This window comes from Rhizobium sp. WSM1274, from assembly GCF_025200775.1.
In the GTDB taxonomy this organism is placed as follows: domain Bacteria; phylum Pseudomonadota; class Alphaproteobacteria; order Rhizobiales; family Rhizobiaceae; genus Rhizobium; species Rhizobium leguminosarum_I.
In genome coordinates, this window is record NZ_CP104138.1 from 1,974,748 (window position 1) to 1,990,470 (window position 15,723).

Sequence of the window (15,723 nt, forward strand, 5' to 3'; positions counted from 1 at the left end):
CATTGATTGTGATTGTGGCGCCCGTCAGAGCGCCGGCCCGGTCGTGCTCCAGGGCGATTCGTAAAGCTCGTAGAGCGCCACGGCAGCCGCGCCCTGCGCCCAGAAATCATCGCTCGAATCGTCGAAGACGAGTTCGCTCACCCCCTTCAGCGACGGCGGAATGGCGAGCGCATAGGCATCGCGCAGGCTGTTCAGAAAGGGTTCGCCAAGCGCCAGGCTCGAGCCCACAAGGATGACGCGGGGCGGCGCAAACAGCGTGACGATGTTGGCGATGGTCAATCCCACCGCTTCGCCGGCGCGGATGGCGGCGCTGATCAGCCGGTCGTCATCAGCCTTGATCAACGCCTGCGCATGGTTCATGCCGCGGCCGAGCCGGATCGCTTCGGCAAAACGCCCGTCGGCTGGCTGTTCGCCGAGGATGGCGCTTTCGCCGGCCTGGCTGAAAAGCCGGATGACGCCGTTCGGCCCCATGCCGAGCACGAGGTCGCCGAGATTGTGGCTGAGGCCGCCGGCGCCGCGAAACAGGCTGTTGCCGTGCAGCACGCCGAGCCCCAACGTTTGTTCCAGCGAAATCAACACCATATCCTCGAGATCGCGCGCCTTGCCGAACCAGTGATGGCCAAGCGTGATGGCATGCGCGTCGCTCTCGACGATCGTCGGCGTCGAGAGCCGCGTTGACATCTCTGCGGCGAAATCGACGTTGGTGTCGCGAAAGATCGGGCTGCTTCTGATGTAGCCGGTGCGGTGCTCGATGACGCCGGGAAAGCCGAGGCAGACGCTGTCGACATCCTCGAGCGACAGCCCGGCATCGACGACGCAACGCCTGACGCCGTCCTCGACGAGATCGGCGATGACGCCGATTGGCTGCCGGTCGATGCGGATCGGCAGGGAAAGCTTCGACAGCACGTCGCCGCGGAAATTGGTGACGACGAAGACCATCCGGTTGGCGGCGATCTTGCCGCCCACCACGCGGGCGGCATCCGGATTGAGCTCCAGCGCCACGCGCGGCCTGCCGCGCACCGCCTCGTTGCGGATGTCGCCTTCATGGCGCGGCAGGATCAGCCCGTCGTCGAGCAGCGACGCGGTGATGGCGGAAACGGTGGTGGTGGAAAGCTCGGTGCGTTCGCTGATCTCGATGCGCGAGATCGGACCATGGCGCCGGATGGTATCGAGCACGTTCAAGCGATTGATCGCGCGCATCAATTCTGGATCTGCGGTCTTCATAAAAACTAGCCGGCATCGTTTGTTGGGCGGAACCCAATATTTTTAACGGGTTACGAAATAAATAGCAGGCAATCCCGTGGGCCTGTCAAGCGTATTTGGTAAAAATAGCAGCGATTGGGTTGACATCCGGGCAAAGCTCCGCTGAATTAATCCGCATAGGGGAAAAATTGTGAGGATAGACCCCTGGGAGGAAAATCAATGAATTTTATGCTGAAGAACGCCGCTTTCGGCGGCAGGCGCATTGTATCCATGGCTGCGGCAGCCGGCCTGTTGTTGGCGGGAGCGGGCGCCGCCTCGGCGACGACGGTGGTGAAATGGCTGCATCTCGAGCTCGACCCGAAAAACGTCGCGGCCTGGGAAGACATCGTCAAGAAATACGAAGCCCAGCATCCCGACGTCGACATCCAGATGCAGTTCCTCGAAAACGAGGCCTTCAAGGCCAAGCTTCCGACATTGCTCCAGTCCGACGACGTGCCGGATTTCTTTTTCAGCTGGGGCGGCGGCGTGTTGAAGCAGCAGTCCGAGACCGGCGCGCTCCAGGATGTGACGGCAGCGCTTGATGGCGATGGCGGCAAGCTGCGCAGCGCCTATACCCCGGCTTCGGTCGATGGCCTGACTTTCGACGGCAAGACCTGGGCCATTCCCTACAAGGTCGGTCTCGTCAGCTTCTTCTACAACAAGACGCTGTTTGCCAAGGCGGGCGTCAAAGCCGAAGACATCAAGACCTGGAGCGATTTTCTCGCCACGGTTCAGAAGATCAAGGCGGCCGGCATCGTGCCGATCGCCGGCGGCGGTGGTGAGAAATGGCCTATCCATTTCTACTGGAGCTATCTCGTCATGCGCGAGGGCGGCCAGAAGGTGTTCGAAGCGGCCAAGAACGGCGAGGGCGAAGGTTTCCTTGATCCGGCTATCATCAAGGCCGGCGACGACCTCACCGAACTCGGCAAGCTCGAGCCGTTCCAGCCCGGCTATCTCGGTGCGACCTGGCCGCAAACGCTCGGCGTTTTCGGCGACGGCAAGGCTGCGATGATCCTCGGCTTTGAAGCGACCGAGGCCAACCAGCGCAAGAATGCCGGCGACGGCAAGGGGCTTTCATCAGACAATATCGGCCGTTTCGTCTTCCCGACGGTCGAAGGCGGCGCCGGCAAACCGACCGATACGCTTGGCGGCCTGAACGGCTGGGCCGTCACCAAGAAGGCCTCCAAGGAAGCGCTCGATTTCCTCGCCTTCCTCACCAATGCGGAAAACGAGCGGGCAATGGCCAAGGCCGGCATGTTGCTTCCCGTTGCCGTCGGCGCCGATGACGGCGTCGTCAATCCGCTGCTGGCCGAATCGGCCAAACAGCTTGCCGGTTCGACCTGGCATCAGAACTTCTTCGACCAGGATCTCGGCGCGGCCGTCGGCCGTGTCGTCAACGACGTCTCCGTGGAAATCGTCTCCGGCCAGATGAATTCCAAGGACGGTGCCCAGATGATCCAGGACGCTTTCGAGCTGGAACAATAACCAGCGCCCGCAGAGCCTTCCCGGCGCTCTCGATCAAGTGGAGCGCCGGCATTGCTGCCGACGAACGAAAGCAGGACCCATGGCCAATATTTCAGTACCCTCGATGACATCGGCCGCAAGACCGGCAAGACGGGCCGCAAACCGGAAAAGCTCGGTCGCCCACGACCGGCTGACGGTGCTGTTCATCTTTCTGCCGCCGGCGCTGCTGCTCTTCACGCTCTTCGTCATAATGCCGATGGGCGAGGCGGCCTGGTATAGCCTCTACAAGTGGAACGGCTATGGCACGCCGACCGAGTTCATCGCGCTGCGTAATTTCCAAGTTCTGTTCCGCAATGCGGCCTTCACCCAGGCGCTGGTCAATAACGGCCTGATCATCGTGATCTCGATCTGCATCCAGGTGCCGCTCGCCATCTGGCTGGCCACCATGCTGGCGCACCGCATTCCGGGTGTCGTCGGTTACCGCCTGATCTTCTTCCTGCCCTATGTGCTGGCGGACGTTGCCGCGGGCCTCATCTGGCGCTTTGTCTATGATGGCGACTATGGCCTGTTTGCCGCCGTTTCCAACTTCTTCGGCTTCGCCAACCCTTACGTGCTCGCCGACAAGGACGTGGCGATCTATGCCGTGCTTGGCGTTATCGTCTGGAAATATTTCGGTTTCCACATGATGCTGTTCATCGCCGGCCTGCAATCCGTCGACAAGAGCGTGCTGGAGGCAGCCGAAATCGACGGCGCCACCGGCTGGCAGAAGTTCCGTTATGTCACCCTGCCGCTGCTCGGCTCGACCTTGCGTCTTTCGATCTTCTTTGCCGTCGTCGGCTCGCTGCAGCTCTTCGACATGATCATGCCGCTGACCGGCGGCGGGCCGTCCAACTCCACCCAGACGATGGTCACCTTCCTCTACACCTACGGCGTCATGCGCATGCAGGTCGGCCTCGGCAGCGCCGTCGGCGTGGTGCTCTTCATCATCTGCGTGACGCTCGCCTTCGGTTACAAAAGGATATTCATGCGCCATGACTGATATGAGCTCCTCCATCCGCATGAGCACGTCAACACGCGTCTATCTCTACGCGTCGCTGAGCCTGATTGCCGCGATCGTGCTCGTACCGCTGCTGACGACCGCACTCGGTGGCTTCAAGACGCTGGGCGACCTGCGCACCAATCCCTTCGGCCTGCCGACGGAGTGGCAATGGGCGAACTACACAGATATTCTCTTCGGTGAACGCTACTGGCTGCAGATCGGCAATTCGCTGGTGATCGCGTCGCTCACCGTCCTCCTGACGCTGATCGTCTCGTCGATGGCGGCTTTCGCCTTTGCCCATGTCCGCTTTTTCGGATCGTCCTTCCTGCTCAATTATTTCCTGCTCGGCCTGATGTTTCCGGCGGCGACCGCGATCCTGCCGCTGTTCATTCGCATCCGCGATCTCGGCCTGCTCGATACCTATTGGGGCGTGGTGCTGCCGCAGGTGGCTTTCGGTCTCGGCATGAGCATCCTGCTGTTTCGAAACTATTTCCGCAATCTTCCGGAAGAATTGTTTCAGGCGGCCTTCGTCGACGGCTGCGGTTATCTCCGCTTCTTCTGGCATATCTCGCTGCCGCTCTCCCGCCCGATCGTCGCCACCGTCAGCATCATTTCCTTCGTCGGCAGCTGGAACAGCTACATCCTGCCGCTGATCATGCTGAACTCGGAATCGAAATATCCCTGGCCGCTCGGCATCATGGTCTATCGCGGCGAGTACGGCACGGAATGGCAGCTGGTGCTGGCCTTCATCACGCTGACCATCCTTCCCACCGTCATCGTCTTTTTCGTCGCCCAGAGACACATCATCGCCGGTCTGACCGCCGGCGCCGTGAAGTCCTGAGCCGAACCGTTGGAGTGCAATCATGGCATCCGTTGAACTCACCGATATCAGCAAGACCTATGGCGCCGTCGACGTTATTCACGGCATCTCGCTTCATATTGAGGATGGCGAATTCGTCGCCCTCGTCGGGCCGTCCGGTTGCGGAAAATCGACACTGCTCAGAATGATCGCCGGCCTTGAGGAGATCACCGATGGTGAGATCGCCATCGGCGGCAAGGTCGTCAACGCCATGACGCCGCGGGAACGCAACATCGCCATGGTCTTCCAATCCTACGCGCTCTATCCGCACATGACGGTGGCGGAAAACATGGGCTTCAATCTGAAGCTCGCCGGCGTTGCCAAACCGCAGATCGAAGCCCGGGTGGCCGAAGCCGCCCGCATGCTGGATCTCGGCAATCTGCTCGACCGCAAGCCGGCCCAGCTCTCCGGCGGCCAGCGCCAGCGCGTCGCCATGGGCCGTGCCGTCGTGCGCAATCCCGCCGTCTTCCTGTTCGACGAGCCGCTGTCCAACCTCGATGCCAAGCTGCGCGTACAGATGCGCTCGGAAATCAAGACGCTGCACCAGAAGGTCAGGACGACCTCGATCTATGTCACCCACGACCAGATCGAAGCGATGACGCTTGCGGACCGCATCGTCGTGCTCAATCAGGGCAGGGTGGAGCAAGAGGGAACACCGCTCGAACTCTACAGGAAACCCGCCAATCTCTTCGTCGCCGCCTTCATCGGATCGCCGGCGATGAACATGCTCGAAGGCACGGTCGACGGCGAAAATGGTGAACCCGCCGCCCGCCTCGGGGACGGTACGGCAATCCGCATCGCGCCCGACCGCAAGGTCAAGGCCGGCCAGGCCATCACCATCGGCCTGCGCCCCGAACATCTCGTTCCCGGTGTTGCCGCCGGCACGGCGCTTGCCGGCCGGACGATGCTGGTGGAACCGACAGGCGCCCAGACCCATGTCGTCTTCGACCTCGCCGGACAGCAGGTGACCGCCATCGTCGACGGCGAATACCCCGCCCGTTACGGCGCCGTCTTCGAGGCAAGCATCACCAGCGATCAGGTGCACGTCTTCGACCGCGGTACTGGTGTGGCGCTTTAGCACAAGAACCGCTAGGGCATGCGAATCCTCGGTCCAGGAGATCGTCGACACCAGTCCCTCATCCGGTTTGCTGCCACCTTTGCCGTGGGTGATCGCGACCATTTCTGGGATGAACAAATCCGATGGTGTCGCGCATACAGGTGATGCCGATAGGGCCGCCGGGGGAATCGGCCGCGTTGCTCCCTACTGGGGCCAATGAATAGGGCGGATAGCCAGCACCTACCTGCTCAAAAGACCGAAACAGCCGCCGCCGCCGGACGTTGCCAATGCCACAAGTTGCACTATTGTCTGTCCGGCACGCGAAAACCTGATGGTGGTTAATGCCGGTAGTAACTCGACATCTCATTGACCGGGGGGACGGAGCCACGGTCGAGCTTTTTCAAGCTCAAGCCGCAAGCGAAACGCCCGCAGGAGCAATCCTATTTGTCCACGGCAATCAGGGTGGCCGTCTGCTTGGAGGGATAGAGACGGTCAACAGCGGCGCGTTGCTTCGGTTCTGTTCTGGTTTGAATATTACTGCTGCGGCAGTCTCGCAGCCCGGTTTTGGGGCGTCAGATGGCCCTTCAGATTTCTGCGGTCCCAAAACCCAGCAAGCGATCATAGCTGCTCTCGCCTTCCTGCGGGACCAGCCTTCCGTCGATCCTAACCGAATTGTTCTCTGTGGAAACAGTCGTGGTGCCGTTGCATCGGCAATGGTCGCCACCCAGGTTTCTGATCTGCGAGCAGTCATTCTATCCAGCGGCGTCTACGATCTTGAAGTCGCTTATCACGAGAGTTCAGACGGTTTGCGGTGGGCTATCGAGAAAGAGGCGGGCCTATCGAGAGAGGCCTTTCTGGCTCGCTCTGCTTTGCATTGTGCGCCCGAAGTTCGGTCTGAGACGCTATTGCTGCATGGAAAGCATGACGACCGTGCTCCGGTTGCCCATGCCGAACTCTTCTCAAAAGCTCTGTCCAATGCCGGAGTCCTGGCGACGCTTCACGTCTTTGAGTGTGGACATCAAATTCCGAGGAACCACATGCAGGCAGCTCTCAGGCCCTTCCTGCAAAGGGTGTTCAATCCCGTCGTGACGTACCACTAAGGCCGCAAGACAGCTTCGGGCAGCGGGAAAGTGACGAAAACCTAAAAGAGGTAAGCCCAAACCCTGCCTCTTGAAGGAGGAGAAAAAATGAAACGCATCGAGATGGAGGTGAGCGGCGGCTGCCAGTGTGGTGCCGTGCGCTACCACGCAACCGCTATGCTTGACAATTCGCATCTCTGCCATTGCCGCATGTGCCAGAAAGCCTCGGGCAACATCTTTGCCGCGCTCGTCGCCGCGCCCGATGATGCGCTCAGCTGGACACGCGGCAAGCCAAGCATCTGGAAGAGTTCGGAGATTGTCGAGCGCGGCTTCTGCGCCAATTGCGGCACGCCATTGTTCTTCCACCACCTCGAAAACGGTCGCACCAACCTGATGATCGGTTCGCTTGACGATCCGCACGCCTTCGCGCCGCTTGCCAGTACCTGCACCGAGAACATGGTGGCATGGTTCGATACGATCACGGGCATAGAAAATACCGGTGCGACCGAAAACAACGGCGCCGACTGGGCCGCGGCGATCAAGGAGAGCAACAACCAGCACCCCGATCATGATACCGCCTCATGGGCGGTGAGGGGGCGTGATGGCTGAGTCCTGATCCGGCGGTCGCCAGTGCGGCGCTGTCCCTTGCCGCTATTTCGAAAGGCCCTCGTGCCGGAAACCAACGACAGCGGCAACAGCTTACTTTCAAGATTATGCACGCAGGGTGCCTAAAGATTTGCTCTTTAGCTATTTCGGGCCTCGACGCAGCCCGTCAGTTCCGGCCCTGTAGCGGTCGTCCATCCGAGCCGAGCCGATGTCCGTTGTTGGTGCGAACGGGACAGCCGCCGGGCCATCCCGGCGGCCGATTGCCGCGATATATTATTCCGCCGCGACCCGTGTGACGCCGTTGGCCTGGATGATCTTTTCCAGCAGCGCCAGTTCTTCCTGGGTAAGATCCGTCAAAGGCGGGCGCACGGGGCCGGGATTCTGCCCGAGGACGCGAAGGCCGGCCTTGATGATCGAGACGGCATATCCCTTCTTGCGGTTGCGCAAGGCGACGAAGGGGAAGAAGAAGCCTTTGAGGATCTCATCGACGGTTGCCTGATCGCCGGTGCGTAGGGCACCGTAAAAGCGCTGGGCAAGCGCGGGCACGAAGTTGAACACGGCCGATGAATAGGTCGTCACGCCGGCGGCAAAATAGGCCTGGGCATAAACCTCATGGGTCGGCATGCCGCCGACATAGACGAGACGATCGCCAAGCAGGGTGGTGATCTCGATCACCTTGTCGACATCGCCGACGCCGTCCTTGAAGCCGATCAGGTTCGGGCATTCCTCCGCCAGGCGCGCGATGCTGTCGGCGGTCAGGACGGCGTTGTCGCGGTTATAGACGATGACGCCGATGCCGACCGATTGGCAGACCGCCTTGACGTGGGCGATGAGACCCGCCTGCTCGGCAAACATCAGATAGGGCGGCAGCAGCAGCAGCCCGTCCGCGCCGGCCTTCTCGGCCGCGACTGCGATCTCGATGGCGAGCGAGGTGCCGTAGCCGGTTCCCGAAATGATCGGCGTCTTGCCCGCCGACGCCTTGGCCGCCCGGATCACCTGCGGAATCTCGGCAGGATTAAGCGAGAAGAATTCACCGGTGCCGCCGGCGGCAAACAGTGCAGCAGCGTCATAACCGGAAAGCCACTTGACATGACGGCAGTACTTCGCTTCGTCAAATTTCAGTTGGTCGTCGAAATGCGTAACGGGGAACGACAGGAGACCACTACCGACGGCCTTCTTCAATTCAATCGGGTTCATCATGAAGTCCTATTCTTGACGTGTTGAAAACCGGCTCACTCGCTGTCGAGCACTTGCAGAAGTGCGGCGATATAGCCGTAGCAGAAGGCAAATGCGGTGGCGGTTGGATCCTTGCCGCTGACGGTCGGCACATGGTCGGGCATCAGCATGTATTTGAAGCCCACCTCCTTGTAGATCCTGGCGGAGCGGACCATGTCCATGTCGCCTTCTTCAGGGAAGGTCTCCATGAAGGACAGCTTGCCGCCGCGAATATTGCGGAAGTGAACATTGAAGATCTTGCCGCGCTGGCCGAACCAGCGGATGACATCGTCGATTTCCTTGCCGGGATTTTCCAGCATCTCGCCGATCGAACCCTGGCAGAAATTGAGGCCGTGATACGGGTTTTCACGCATCAGCACGAATTTCTTCAGACCTTCCACCGTACCCAGCACCCGCGTGACGCCGCGATAACCCGGCGGCGTATAAGGATCGTGCGGATGGCAGGCGAGCCGGACGCGGTTGCTTGCAGCGACAGGAACGACGCGTTCCAGGAAATAGTCGATCCGCTCCCAGTTTTCGTCCTCGGAAAGCACGCCGGCAAGGCCGGGCTCGGCCTGCTGATCCGTCTTGTCCCAGCGGAAGCTGGCATTCAGCGATCCGCCGCGTCCCGGTTCATCCGGCGTGCGGGGAATGCCGATCAGGTTGAGATTGTACTTCACCGCAGGAATGCCGGCGGCTGCGACATTCTCGATCAGCTTGCAGACGGCGTCGATCTGTCTGTCGCGCTCGGGGCCGGCAAGCAGGATATCGGGATAGGAAGCCTTCTCGATTGGCTGCGAGGGCAGCGGCAACTGGATCATGTCGAGAATCAGGCCGAAGCTTTCGACCTTGTCGCGATGCTGTTCGAGATCGGAGAGCGTCCAACTGCTCGGCTTTCCCGGCGGGTCGGCGTTGATATGCTTCACACCCAGTTGCGCGAAGATACGATAGTCGTCGTCATCCCGCGCTGCGACCTGTGTTCCCAGATACATTTGAGTCTCTTTCGAAATTATCCAATGTCATATGACATAATATGAATTTTGAAGGGTGTCGAGCCCTATTGCTGCTCCGCGAGCATGCGGTAGCGGCGCTGGCTGGCCAGCATATGGGCGCGCATCGCCTGGCGGGCGCGTTCGGGATCCTGATCGGCGATTGCCGAGAGGATTTCGACATGTTCGGCATAAACCTTCTGAAGATAGTCGCGGTCATTGGCTTCCGGCAGCGTCGGAAATTGGCCGCGGGGGATAGCTCTGGGGCCGAAATGGCGTAGGACATCGACATAGAATCGGTTGTTCGTAGCGGCGGCAATCGCCATGTGGAAGGCGTAATCCGCTTCCACCGTTTGCTGTCCGGTTTCGATCAGGTTCGCCATTCTGCGGTTGGCGTCGCGGATTGCCGCCTCTTGCTCGGCGGTGCGGCGATAGGCGGCGATCGCCGCCGCTTCACCCTCGGCGGCCATGCGAAACTCCAGCAATTCCAGGGTTTCCGGAATGCTTTTGATTTCCACCGGCGTCAGCGACAGGACCGGATGCGCCTTCGGATCCGCGACAAAGACGCCTTTGCCCTGGATCGGCTTGACGAAGCCTGCCGATCTCAGATCGGCAATGGCCTCGCGCACCACGGTGCGGCTGACGCCGAATGTAGCTTCAAGCTGCGGCTCGGTCGGCAGTTGGTCGCCGACGCGCAGCTTCCCCGTTTCGATTTGCGCCCGCAGCTGATCGATAACCTGTTGCGCCAGTCTTTGCCGGCCACGGCTGAGTGTCGTCATTTCGGCCCCCCAATCCCTTCGCATCAAGTCTCTGCCGCCCAGGTCTTGTCAATCCTATCGGACTTCGTTAAATCATAATACGACATACGGACGACATAATATGTTTCCTATAGTAATCCAGGGAGGAGTGACAATGAAGCATTTTTCTAAGGGCTTGTTCGTCGGTGCCGTCATCGGCGCCCTGACGATCGCTGCACCGCAGATGCAGGCCGCCACGCCGCAGGACCAGCTGGTGATTGGCACTTCGCTGGCGCAGGTACTGTCGCTCGATCCGCAGCAGGCGACTGAAGGCAAGGCAGTCGAGATCATGTCGAATCTGTACGATCGGCTGGTCGCCAGTACGGCTGATGGTAAGATCCTTCCGCAGCTGGCGGAAAGCTGGAAGATCGACGACAAGGGCATCACCTTTATGCTGCGCAAGGCCAATTTCGCCTCCGGCAACCCGGTCACCTCGAAGGATGTCGTCTACTCGCTGGCGCGGCTCCTGAAGATGGACCAGGCCGCCGCCGCCAACCTCAAGCGCGTCGGCTACGACAAGGACAATGTCGAAAAGCTCGTCAAGGCCGTCGACGATCAGACGGTGCGGATCGATCTCTCCGACCAGGTGACGGCAGAGCTTCTGCTCTATCGGCTGACGACGACGACCACCAGCGTGGTCGACAGCGTCGAGGTCGAGAGCCATGCCGTCGACAGCGACTACGGAAATGCCTGGATGCGAACGCATTCTGCCGGCTCCGGTCCGTTCACCCTCAATCGCTGGTCTCCGAACGAACTGGTGATCCTTGACGCCAACAAGGACTATATGGCCGGCGTGCCGAAGATGCGCCGCGTCATCGTCCGGCATGTGCCTGAAAGCCAGGTCGAGCGGCTGATGCTCGAACGCGGCGATATCGATATTGCCAGCGCCTTGACCGCATCGGATCTCGCGACATTCCAGACCAAGAAGGGATTTGCCATCCAGCGTATTCCGACGGGCGGCTTTTACGTCCTATCGATGAATGCCGGCAACAAATACCTCGCCAATCCGAAGGTTCGCGAAGCCATCGCCTACGGCATCGACTACAAGGGCATCGAAAAGACGATCATGGGCCCTTACGGCCGGGCGAGAAACGTTCCCGTTCCGGAGAATTTCGAATATGCCATCCCCAACCCCGATTGGCATCTCGATGTCGAAAAGTCCAAGCAGCTGCTGAGCGAGGCAGGCTTCAAGGACGGCTTTTCGCTGACGCTGAAGACCATCGCGCAAACGCCGCGCATCGATCTGGCTACCGCCATCCAGGCATCGCTGGCCCAGATCGGCATCAAGATCGACATCCAGCAGGGCAACGGTTCGGAAATCATCGCCGCCCATCGCGCCAGGGATTTCGATCTGCTGATTCCGCAGACCAGCGCCTACATGCCGAACGTGCTCGGCTCGATGGAGCAGTTTTCCTCCAATCCCGACAACTCGAAGGAAGCCAACAATGCCGGCAATTTTGTCTGGCGCTCGGCCTGGGACATCCCGGAACTCACGGCCCTGACGGCCAAAGCATCGATGGAGCCGGACGCCAAGAAACGTGGCGAACTCTATGTTCAGATGCAGAAGATGTTCGTCGAACAGAAGCCGGCGGTGCTTCCGCTCTTCGAGCGCTTTGAGCCGATCGTCCTCAATAGCAAGGTCGAGGGATATGTGGGGCATCCGTCTCAGCTGACGCGTCTCGAGAACGTGACCAAGGTCGAAACCCAGTAATACTCCCAGGACAGCCGATCATGAAGGAACTCTCCGTAGCCGAATTTGGCCGACGCCTGGCGCATTTGCTGGTCAGCCTGTTCATCCTCTTATGTGTGACCTTCGTGATCGGCCGCGTCTTGCCCACCGATCCGGTCGGCGCAATCGTCGGCGAGCTCGCCGATCCCGCTGCCTATGCGGCGATGCGGGCGCGCCTGGGGCTCGATCTGCCGATCTATCAGCAGTTTTTCCTCTACTTGAACGGCTTGGCGCATGGCGATTTCGGCACGGCCGTCCTCACCGGCAATCCCGTCTCTTCGGATCTTGCCCAGGCGTTTCCGGCGACATTCGAACTGGCAACGCTGGCGGTGATCATTTCGACCTTCGTCGGTGTCCCTCTGGGGCTGGTCGCAGCACTCTTTCGCGACAGCTTCATCGACAAGACGGCGCGCGTGGTCGCGCTCGTCGGTCATTCGATCCCGGTTTTCTGGTTCGGCATCGTCGGCCTCGTCATCTTCTACGCCGGCCTCAATTGGGTCGGTGGGCCGGGTCGGATCGATGTCTTTTACGAAGGCCTCGTCACGCCGCAAACCGGGCTGTTGTTGATCGACAGCCTGCTGCAGGGCGAGACGGAAATCTTCTGGAATGCGCTCGGCCATATCATTCTGCCAGCCGTCATCCTTGCCTATGCGGCGATGGCCTACATCACCCGCATGACGCGCAGCTTCACCCTGGAGCAGTTGAGCCAGGATTATGTCATCGCGGCCCGAGCCAAGGGTGTGAGCCCGCTCGGCACGATCTGGCGCCACGTCCTGCCGAACATTGCGGTGCAGCTGATCACCATTCTCGCCATTTCCTATGGCGGTCTGCTCGAAGGCGCTGTCGTGACCGAGATCGTTTTCTCCTGGCCGGGCATTGGCCAGTACATGACCAACGCGCTGATGATCGGCGACATGAACGCCATCGTCGCCGGCACCATCATTGTGGGATTCATTTTCATGTTGTTGAACTTCCTGGCCGACGTCGCTTACGCCGTCTTTGATCCGCGCATGCGGGAGGCCGCCCGATGAGCGATGTTATCCGCAGCGAAATTCAGATCCGCCCTCCAAGTATGTCGACCCGTGTCGCGGCGTCGTTTGCGCGCGCCGGCCGCAAATTGGCGGCCGAGCCGCTTGGTCTTGGAGGGTTTGTCATCCTCGGTCTGCTTTGCTTGATCGCGATCTTCGCGCCGCTGCTGGCGCCTTACGATCCGGCGATACAGGCGCTTGGCGATGCGTTGCAGCCGCCGAGCCTCGCGCACTTGGCAGGCACGGACGAATTCGGCCGCGACATCTTGAGCCGGCTCATCTTCGGCACGCGCATCACCATCCAGACCGTGCTGTCGATCTCGTTGATCGTTGGGCCGATCGGCCTGTTGATCGGCGTTGTCGCCGGCTTCTTCGGCGGGCGCACCGATGCGCTGCTGATGCGCGCCACCGATATCGTTCTGTCGTTCCCGTCACTGATCCTGGCTCTGGCTTTTGCTGCGGCACTCGGCGCCGGATTGACCACCGCAATCATCGCGATCTCGCTGACCGCATGGCCGCCGATTGCCAGACTCGCGCGCGCCGAGGCGCTTGTCGTCAGAAACGCCGATTATGTGGTCGCCGCCCGCCTTTATGGCGCCTCGCCGATGCGCATTCTTCTCCTCTATATCGCCCCGATGTGCGTCCCGTCCGTCATCGTTCGCCTGACGCTCAACATGGCGGGTATCATTCTGACGGCCGCTTCGCTTGGCTTTCTCGGGCTTGGCGCCCAGCCGCCGGCGCCGGAATGGGGCGCGATGATCTCCAGCGGCCGCAAGTTCATGCTCGATTATTGGTGGGTTGCCGTGATGCCGGGTATCGCCATCCTCCTCACCAGCCTTGCCTTCAACATCGCCGGAGATGCTCTGCGCGACATTCTGGATCCTCGCCATGCAAGATCGTGATCTGCAGCCCGTTCTTTCCGTCGAAGGTTTGAGCGTCCGTTTCGGCCGAGGCGCCGTGCCCGCCGTCTCCAATGTCAGTTTCGACGTCGGGCGCGAACGCGTCGGGATCGTCGGAGAATCCGGCTCCGGCAAATCGACGACCGGTCGCGCCATCATGCGGCTTCTGCCGCCGGCCGCAGTGGTCTCGGCCGAGCGTCTGGATCTCGCCGGCAGTTCGCTGCTTTCAAAGACCGAACGTCAGATGGGAGCGCTTCGCGGCAAGGATGTCGCGCTGATCATGCAGGATCCGCGCTATTCGCTGAATCCGGTGCTCTCGATCGGCAAGCAGATCGCCGAAGCTGCCCGCCTTCACCTCGGTCTTCATAAGAAACAGGCGCATGAGGCGGCCCGCGCCATGTTGGAGCGCGTGCGCATCAGCGATCCAGAGCGGGTCATGGCGCTTTATCCGCATCAGATCTCGGGCGGCATGGGCCAGCGCGTGATGATCGCCATGATGCTGCTGGCGCGGCCGAAGCTTGTCATCGCCGACGAGCCGACCTCGGCGCTTGATGTCAGCGTCCGCAAGGACGTGCTGCTGTTGCTCGATGAACTGGTCCGCGAGAACAATTCCGGGCTGCTTTTGATCAGCCATGACATACGCATGGTGGCAGCCTTTTGCGAGCGCATCATCGTCATGTATGCCGGCCGGATCGTGGAAACGCTGACCAGGCTCGAGGACGCCAGTCATCCCTATACCCGCGGGCTGATCGCCGCGCTGCCCGACCCCAGGAACCCGGTTCGCCGGCTTGCGGTCCTCGACAGGACGAAACTCGATCTGGAGATGGCGCAATGATCAATGTGCGTGACCTCGATGTCGTCTTTGCCTCCGGCAAATCAAGCAACCATGTCGTCAGGGGCATCACTTTTCAGGTTGGCCAGGGGGAGACCCTTGGCATTGTCGGTGAATCCGGATGCGGCAAATCGACGGTGCTGCGTTGCCTCGCCGGCATGGAGGCCGGTTGGACCGGTCACATCGAGCTTGGCGGCAAACCGATCGGCAAGAAGCGCTCCCGCGAGGAGCTGAAATTCGCCCAGATGGTTTTTCAGGATCCTTACGGATCCCTGCATCCGCGCCATCGTATCGGCACCGCCCTGGCGGAACCGCTGCGCGCCATGGGCCATTCCGAGATCTGGTCCAAGGTCGAAAAGGCATTGATCCAGGTCGGTTTGCCGGCGAGCTTCGCAAACCGTTTTCCGCACGAGCTTTCCGGCGGCCAGCGGCAGCGGGTGGCAATCGCCCGGGCCCTGATCCTGTCGCCGCCCATCCTGTTGCTCGACGAGCCGACATCGGCGCTCGATGTCTCGGTCCAGGCCGAAATCCTCAACCTGCTGGCCGATCAACGCGAGGAAAAGGGCCTGACCTATCTGCTTGTCAGCCACGACCTCGCAGTCATCGCCCATATGTGCGACCGGGTGCTGATCATGAAGAACGGTTGCTTTGTGGATGAGCTCACCAAAGCGGATCTGCAGGCCGGCACCACGCATGATGCCTATGCGCGCGAACTGTTCGAAGCGAGCTTTATCGAGGCTTGATATCCTCGATCGCGGTGGCGTGGAATTGTCCGGTTTGCGCTAATGGTTGCCCCTCACCCTAACCCTCTCCCCGTAAACGGGGCGAGGGGACATGCCACACGAGAGGTGGAGGGAGGGGAACGGAGAGGTTGCGGCGGGGGGTCCC

The 15,723-nt window shown here is 60.8% G+C and carries 15 protein-coding genes; 11 read left to right on the forward strand and 4 right to left on the reverse strand.

The features are described 5' to 3' along the window. Positions 1-24: 24 nt before the first annotated feature. The gene (locus N2600_RS10055) at positions 25-1,224 is read right to left on the reverse strand and encodes an ROK family transcriptional regulator (protein WP_260298682.1); all 1,200 of its coding nucleotides are present in this window, start codon (positions 1,222-1,224) and stop codon (positions 25-27) included. 198 nt (positions 1,225-1,422) lie between these two features. On the opposite strand from N2600_RS10055, the gene N2600_RS10060 reads away from it, so the two are divergent. The 6 genes from N2600_RS10060 (at position 1,423) to N2600_RS10085 (ending at position 7,349) form a co-directional block, all read left to right on the forward strand. Then, positions 1,423-2,727: an extracellular solute-binding protein gene (locus tag N2600_RS10060; RefSeq protein WP_260298683.1), complete on the forward strand. Its 1,305-nt coding sequence runs from the start codon at positions 1,423-1,425 to the stop codon at positions 2,725-2,727. A 79-nt stretch (positions 2,728-2,806) separates the two neighbouring features. Further along, a complete protein-coding gene (locus N2600_RS10065) occupies positions 2,807-3,745 on the forward strand; it encodes a carbohydrate ABC transporter permease (protein ID WP_170258052.1) in 939 nt (312 codons plus the stop codon). Then, complete coding sequence (locus N2600_RS10070) at positions 3,738-4,586, forward strand: carbohydrate ABC transporter permease (protein ID WP_260298684.1); 849 nt, start codon at positions 3,738-3,740, stop codon at positions 4,584-4,586. The genes N2600_RS10065 and N2600_RS10070 overlap by 8 nt, the downstream gene beginning before the upstream one ends. Before the next feature lie 22 nt (positions 4,587-4,608). Then, positions 4,609-5,682 (forward strand): ABC transporter ATP-binding protein, encoded by a 1,074-nt coding sequence (locus N2600_RS10075; protein ID WP_222383914.1) that lies wholly within the window; start codon positions 4,609-4,611, stop codon positions 5,680-5,682. A gap of 320 nt (positions 5,683-6,002) precedes the next feature. Continuing rightward, complete coding sequence (locus tag N2600_RS10080) at positions 6,003-6,761, forward strand: alpha/beta hydrolase family protein (protein WP_222383915.1); 759 nt, start codon at positions 6,003-6,005, stop codon at positions 6,759-6,761. An 87-nt stretch (positions 6,762-6,848) separates the two neighbouring features. Next, a complete protein-coding gene (locus N2600_RS10085) occupies positions 6,849-7,349 on the forward strand; it encodes a GFA family protein (RefSeq protein WP_130688225.1) in 501 nt (166 codons plus the stop codon). A gap of 270 nt (positions 7,350-7,619) precedes the next feature. Here the strand turns inward: N2600_RS10085 and kdgD are convergent, their stop codons facing one another. From kdgD to N2600_RS10100, 3 genes are all read right to left on the reverse strand, one after another. Beyond that, entirely contained in the window at positions 7,620-8,546 is a 927-nt protein-coding gene (gene kdgD / locus N2600_RS10090; RefSeq protein ID WP_260110798.1) for a 5-dehydro-4-deoxyglucarate dehydratase, read from the reverse strand. Between the two features lie 32 nt (positions 8,547-8,578). Continuing rightward, on the reverse strand, positions 8,579-9,553 hold the full coding sequence (locus tag N2600_RS10095) for a mannonate dehydratase (RefSeq protein WP_260110799.1): 975 nt from the start codon (positions 9,551-9,553) through the stop codon (positions 8,579-8,581). Positions 9,554-9,618: 65 nt separating this feature from the next. After that, on the reverse strand, positions 9,619-10,329 hold the full coding sequence (locus N2600_RS10100) for a FadR/GntR family transcriptional regulator (RefSeq protein WP_260298685.1): 711 nt from the start codon (positions 10,327-10,329) through the stop codon (positions 9,619-9,621). Positions 10,330-10,462: 133 nt separating this feature from the next. Here N2600_RS10100 and N2600_RS10105 point away from each other — a divergent pair, with 133 nt between their 5' ends. From N2600_RS10105 to N2600_RS10125, 5 genes are read left to right on the forward strand one after another with little or no spacing between them, the layout of a single operon-like run. Next, positions 10,463-12,058, forward strand: a complete 1,596-nt coding sequence (locus N2600_RS10105; protein ID WP_260298686.1) for an ABC transporter substrate-binding protein — start codon at positions 10,463-10,465, stop codon at positions 12,056-12,058. Between the two features lie 20 nt (positions 12,059-12,078). Further along, a complete protein-coding gene (locus tag N2600_RS10110; RefSeq protein WP_222330031.1) occupies positions 12,079-13,107 on the forward strand; it encodes an ABC transporter permease in 1,029 nt (342 codons plus the stop codon). Further along, positions 13,104-14,006 (forward strand): ABC transporter permease, encoded by a 903-nt coding sequence (locus tag N2600_RS10115; protein WP_017964234.1) that lies wholly within the window; start codon positions 13,104-13,106, stop codon positions 14,004-14,006. Before N2600_RS10110 ends, N2600_RS10115 begins: the two co-directional genes overlap by 4 nt. After that, entirely contained in the window at positions 13,993-14,838 is an 846-nt protein-coding gene (locus N2600_RS10120) for an ABC transporter ATP-binding protein (protein ID WP_017964235.1), read from the forward strand. Before N2600_RS10115 ends, N2600_RS10120 begins: the two co-directional genes overlap by 14 nt. Beyond that, positions 14,835-15,578: an ABC transporter ATP-binding protein gene (locus N2600_RS10125; protein WP_017964236.1), complete on the forward strand. Its 744-nt coding sequence runs from the start codon at positions 14,835-14,837 to the stop codon at positions 15,576-15,578. Before N2600_RS10120 ends, N2600_RS10125 begins: the two co-directional genes overlap by 4 nt. Positions 15,579-15,723: the final 145 nt, after the last annotated feature.

What these genes read in the sequence shown, in the direction of transcription:
- N2600_RS10075 (WP_222383914.1), top strand. Translation starts at nt 4,609, where the DNA reads ATGGCATCCGTTGAACTCACCGATATCAGCAAGACCTATGGCGCCGTC.
- N2600_RS10070 (WP_260298684.1), top strand. Translation starts at nt 3,738, where the DNA reads ATGACTGATATGAGCTCCTCCATCCGCATGAGCACGTCAACACGCGTC.
- N2600_RS10120 (WP_017964235.1), top strand. Translation starts at nt 13,993, where the DNA reads ATGCAAGATCGTGATCTGCAGCCCGTTCTTTCCGTCGAAGGTTTGAGC.
- N2600_RS10080 (WP_222383915.1), top strand. Translation starts at nt 6,003, where the DNA reads ATGCCGGTAGTAACTCGACATCTCATTGACCGGGGGGACGGAGCCACG.
- N2600_RS10060 (WP_260298683.1), top strand. Translation starts at nt 1,423, where the DNA reads ATGAATTTTATGCTGAAGAACGCCGCTTTCGGCGGCAGGCGCATTGTA.
- N2600_RS10100 (WP_260298685.1), bottom strand. Translation starts at nt 10,329, where the DNA reads ATGACGACACTCAGCCGTGGCCGGCAAAGACTGGCGCAACAGGTTATC.
- N2600_RS10125 (WP_017964236.1), top strand. Translation starts at nt 14,835, where the DNA reads ATGATCAATGTGCGTGACCTCGATGTCGTCTTTGCCTCCGGCAAATCA.
- N2600_RS10110 (WP_222330031.1), top strand. Translation starts at nt 12,079, where the DNA reads ATGAAGGAACTCTCCGTAGCCGAATTTGGCCGACGCCTGGCGCATTTG.
- kdgD (WP_260110798.1), bottom strand. Translation starts at nt 8,546, where the DNA reads ATGATGAACCCGATTGAATTGAAGAAGGCCGTCGGTAGTGGTCTCCTG.
- N2600_RS10115 (WP_017964234.1), top strand. Translation starts at nt 13,104, where the DNA reads ATGAGCGATGTTATCCGCAGCGAAATTCAGATCCGCCCTCCAAGTATG.
- N2600_RS10065 (WP_170258052.1), top strand. Translation starts at nt 2,807, where the DNA reads ATGGCCAATATTTCAGTACCCTCGATGACATCGGCCGCAAGACCGGCA.
- N2600_RS10105 (WP_260298686.1), top strand. Translation starts at nt 10,463, where the DNA reads ATGAAGCATTTTTCTAAGGGCTTGTTCGTCGGTGCCGTCATCGGCGCC.
- N2600_RS10095 (WP_260110799.1), bottom strand. Translation starts at nt 9,553, where the DNA reads ATGTATCTGGGAACACAGGTCGCAGCGCGGGATGACGACGACTATCGT.
- N2600_RS10055 (WP_260298682.1), bottom strand. Translation starts at nt 1,224, where the DNA reads ATGAAGACCGCAGATCCAGAATTGATGCGCGCGATCAATCGCTTGAAC.
- N2600_RS10085 (WP_130688225.1), top strand. Translation starts at nt 6,849, where the DNA reads ATGAAACGCATCGAGATGGAGGTGAGCGGCGGCTGCCAGTGTGGTGCC.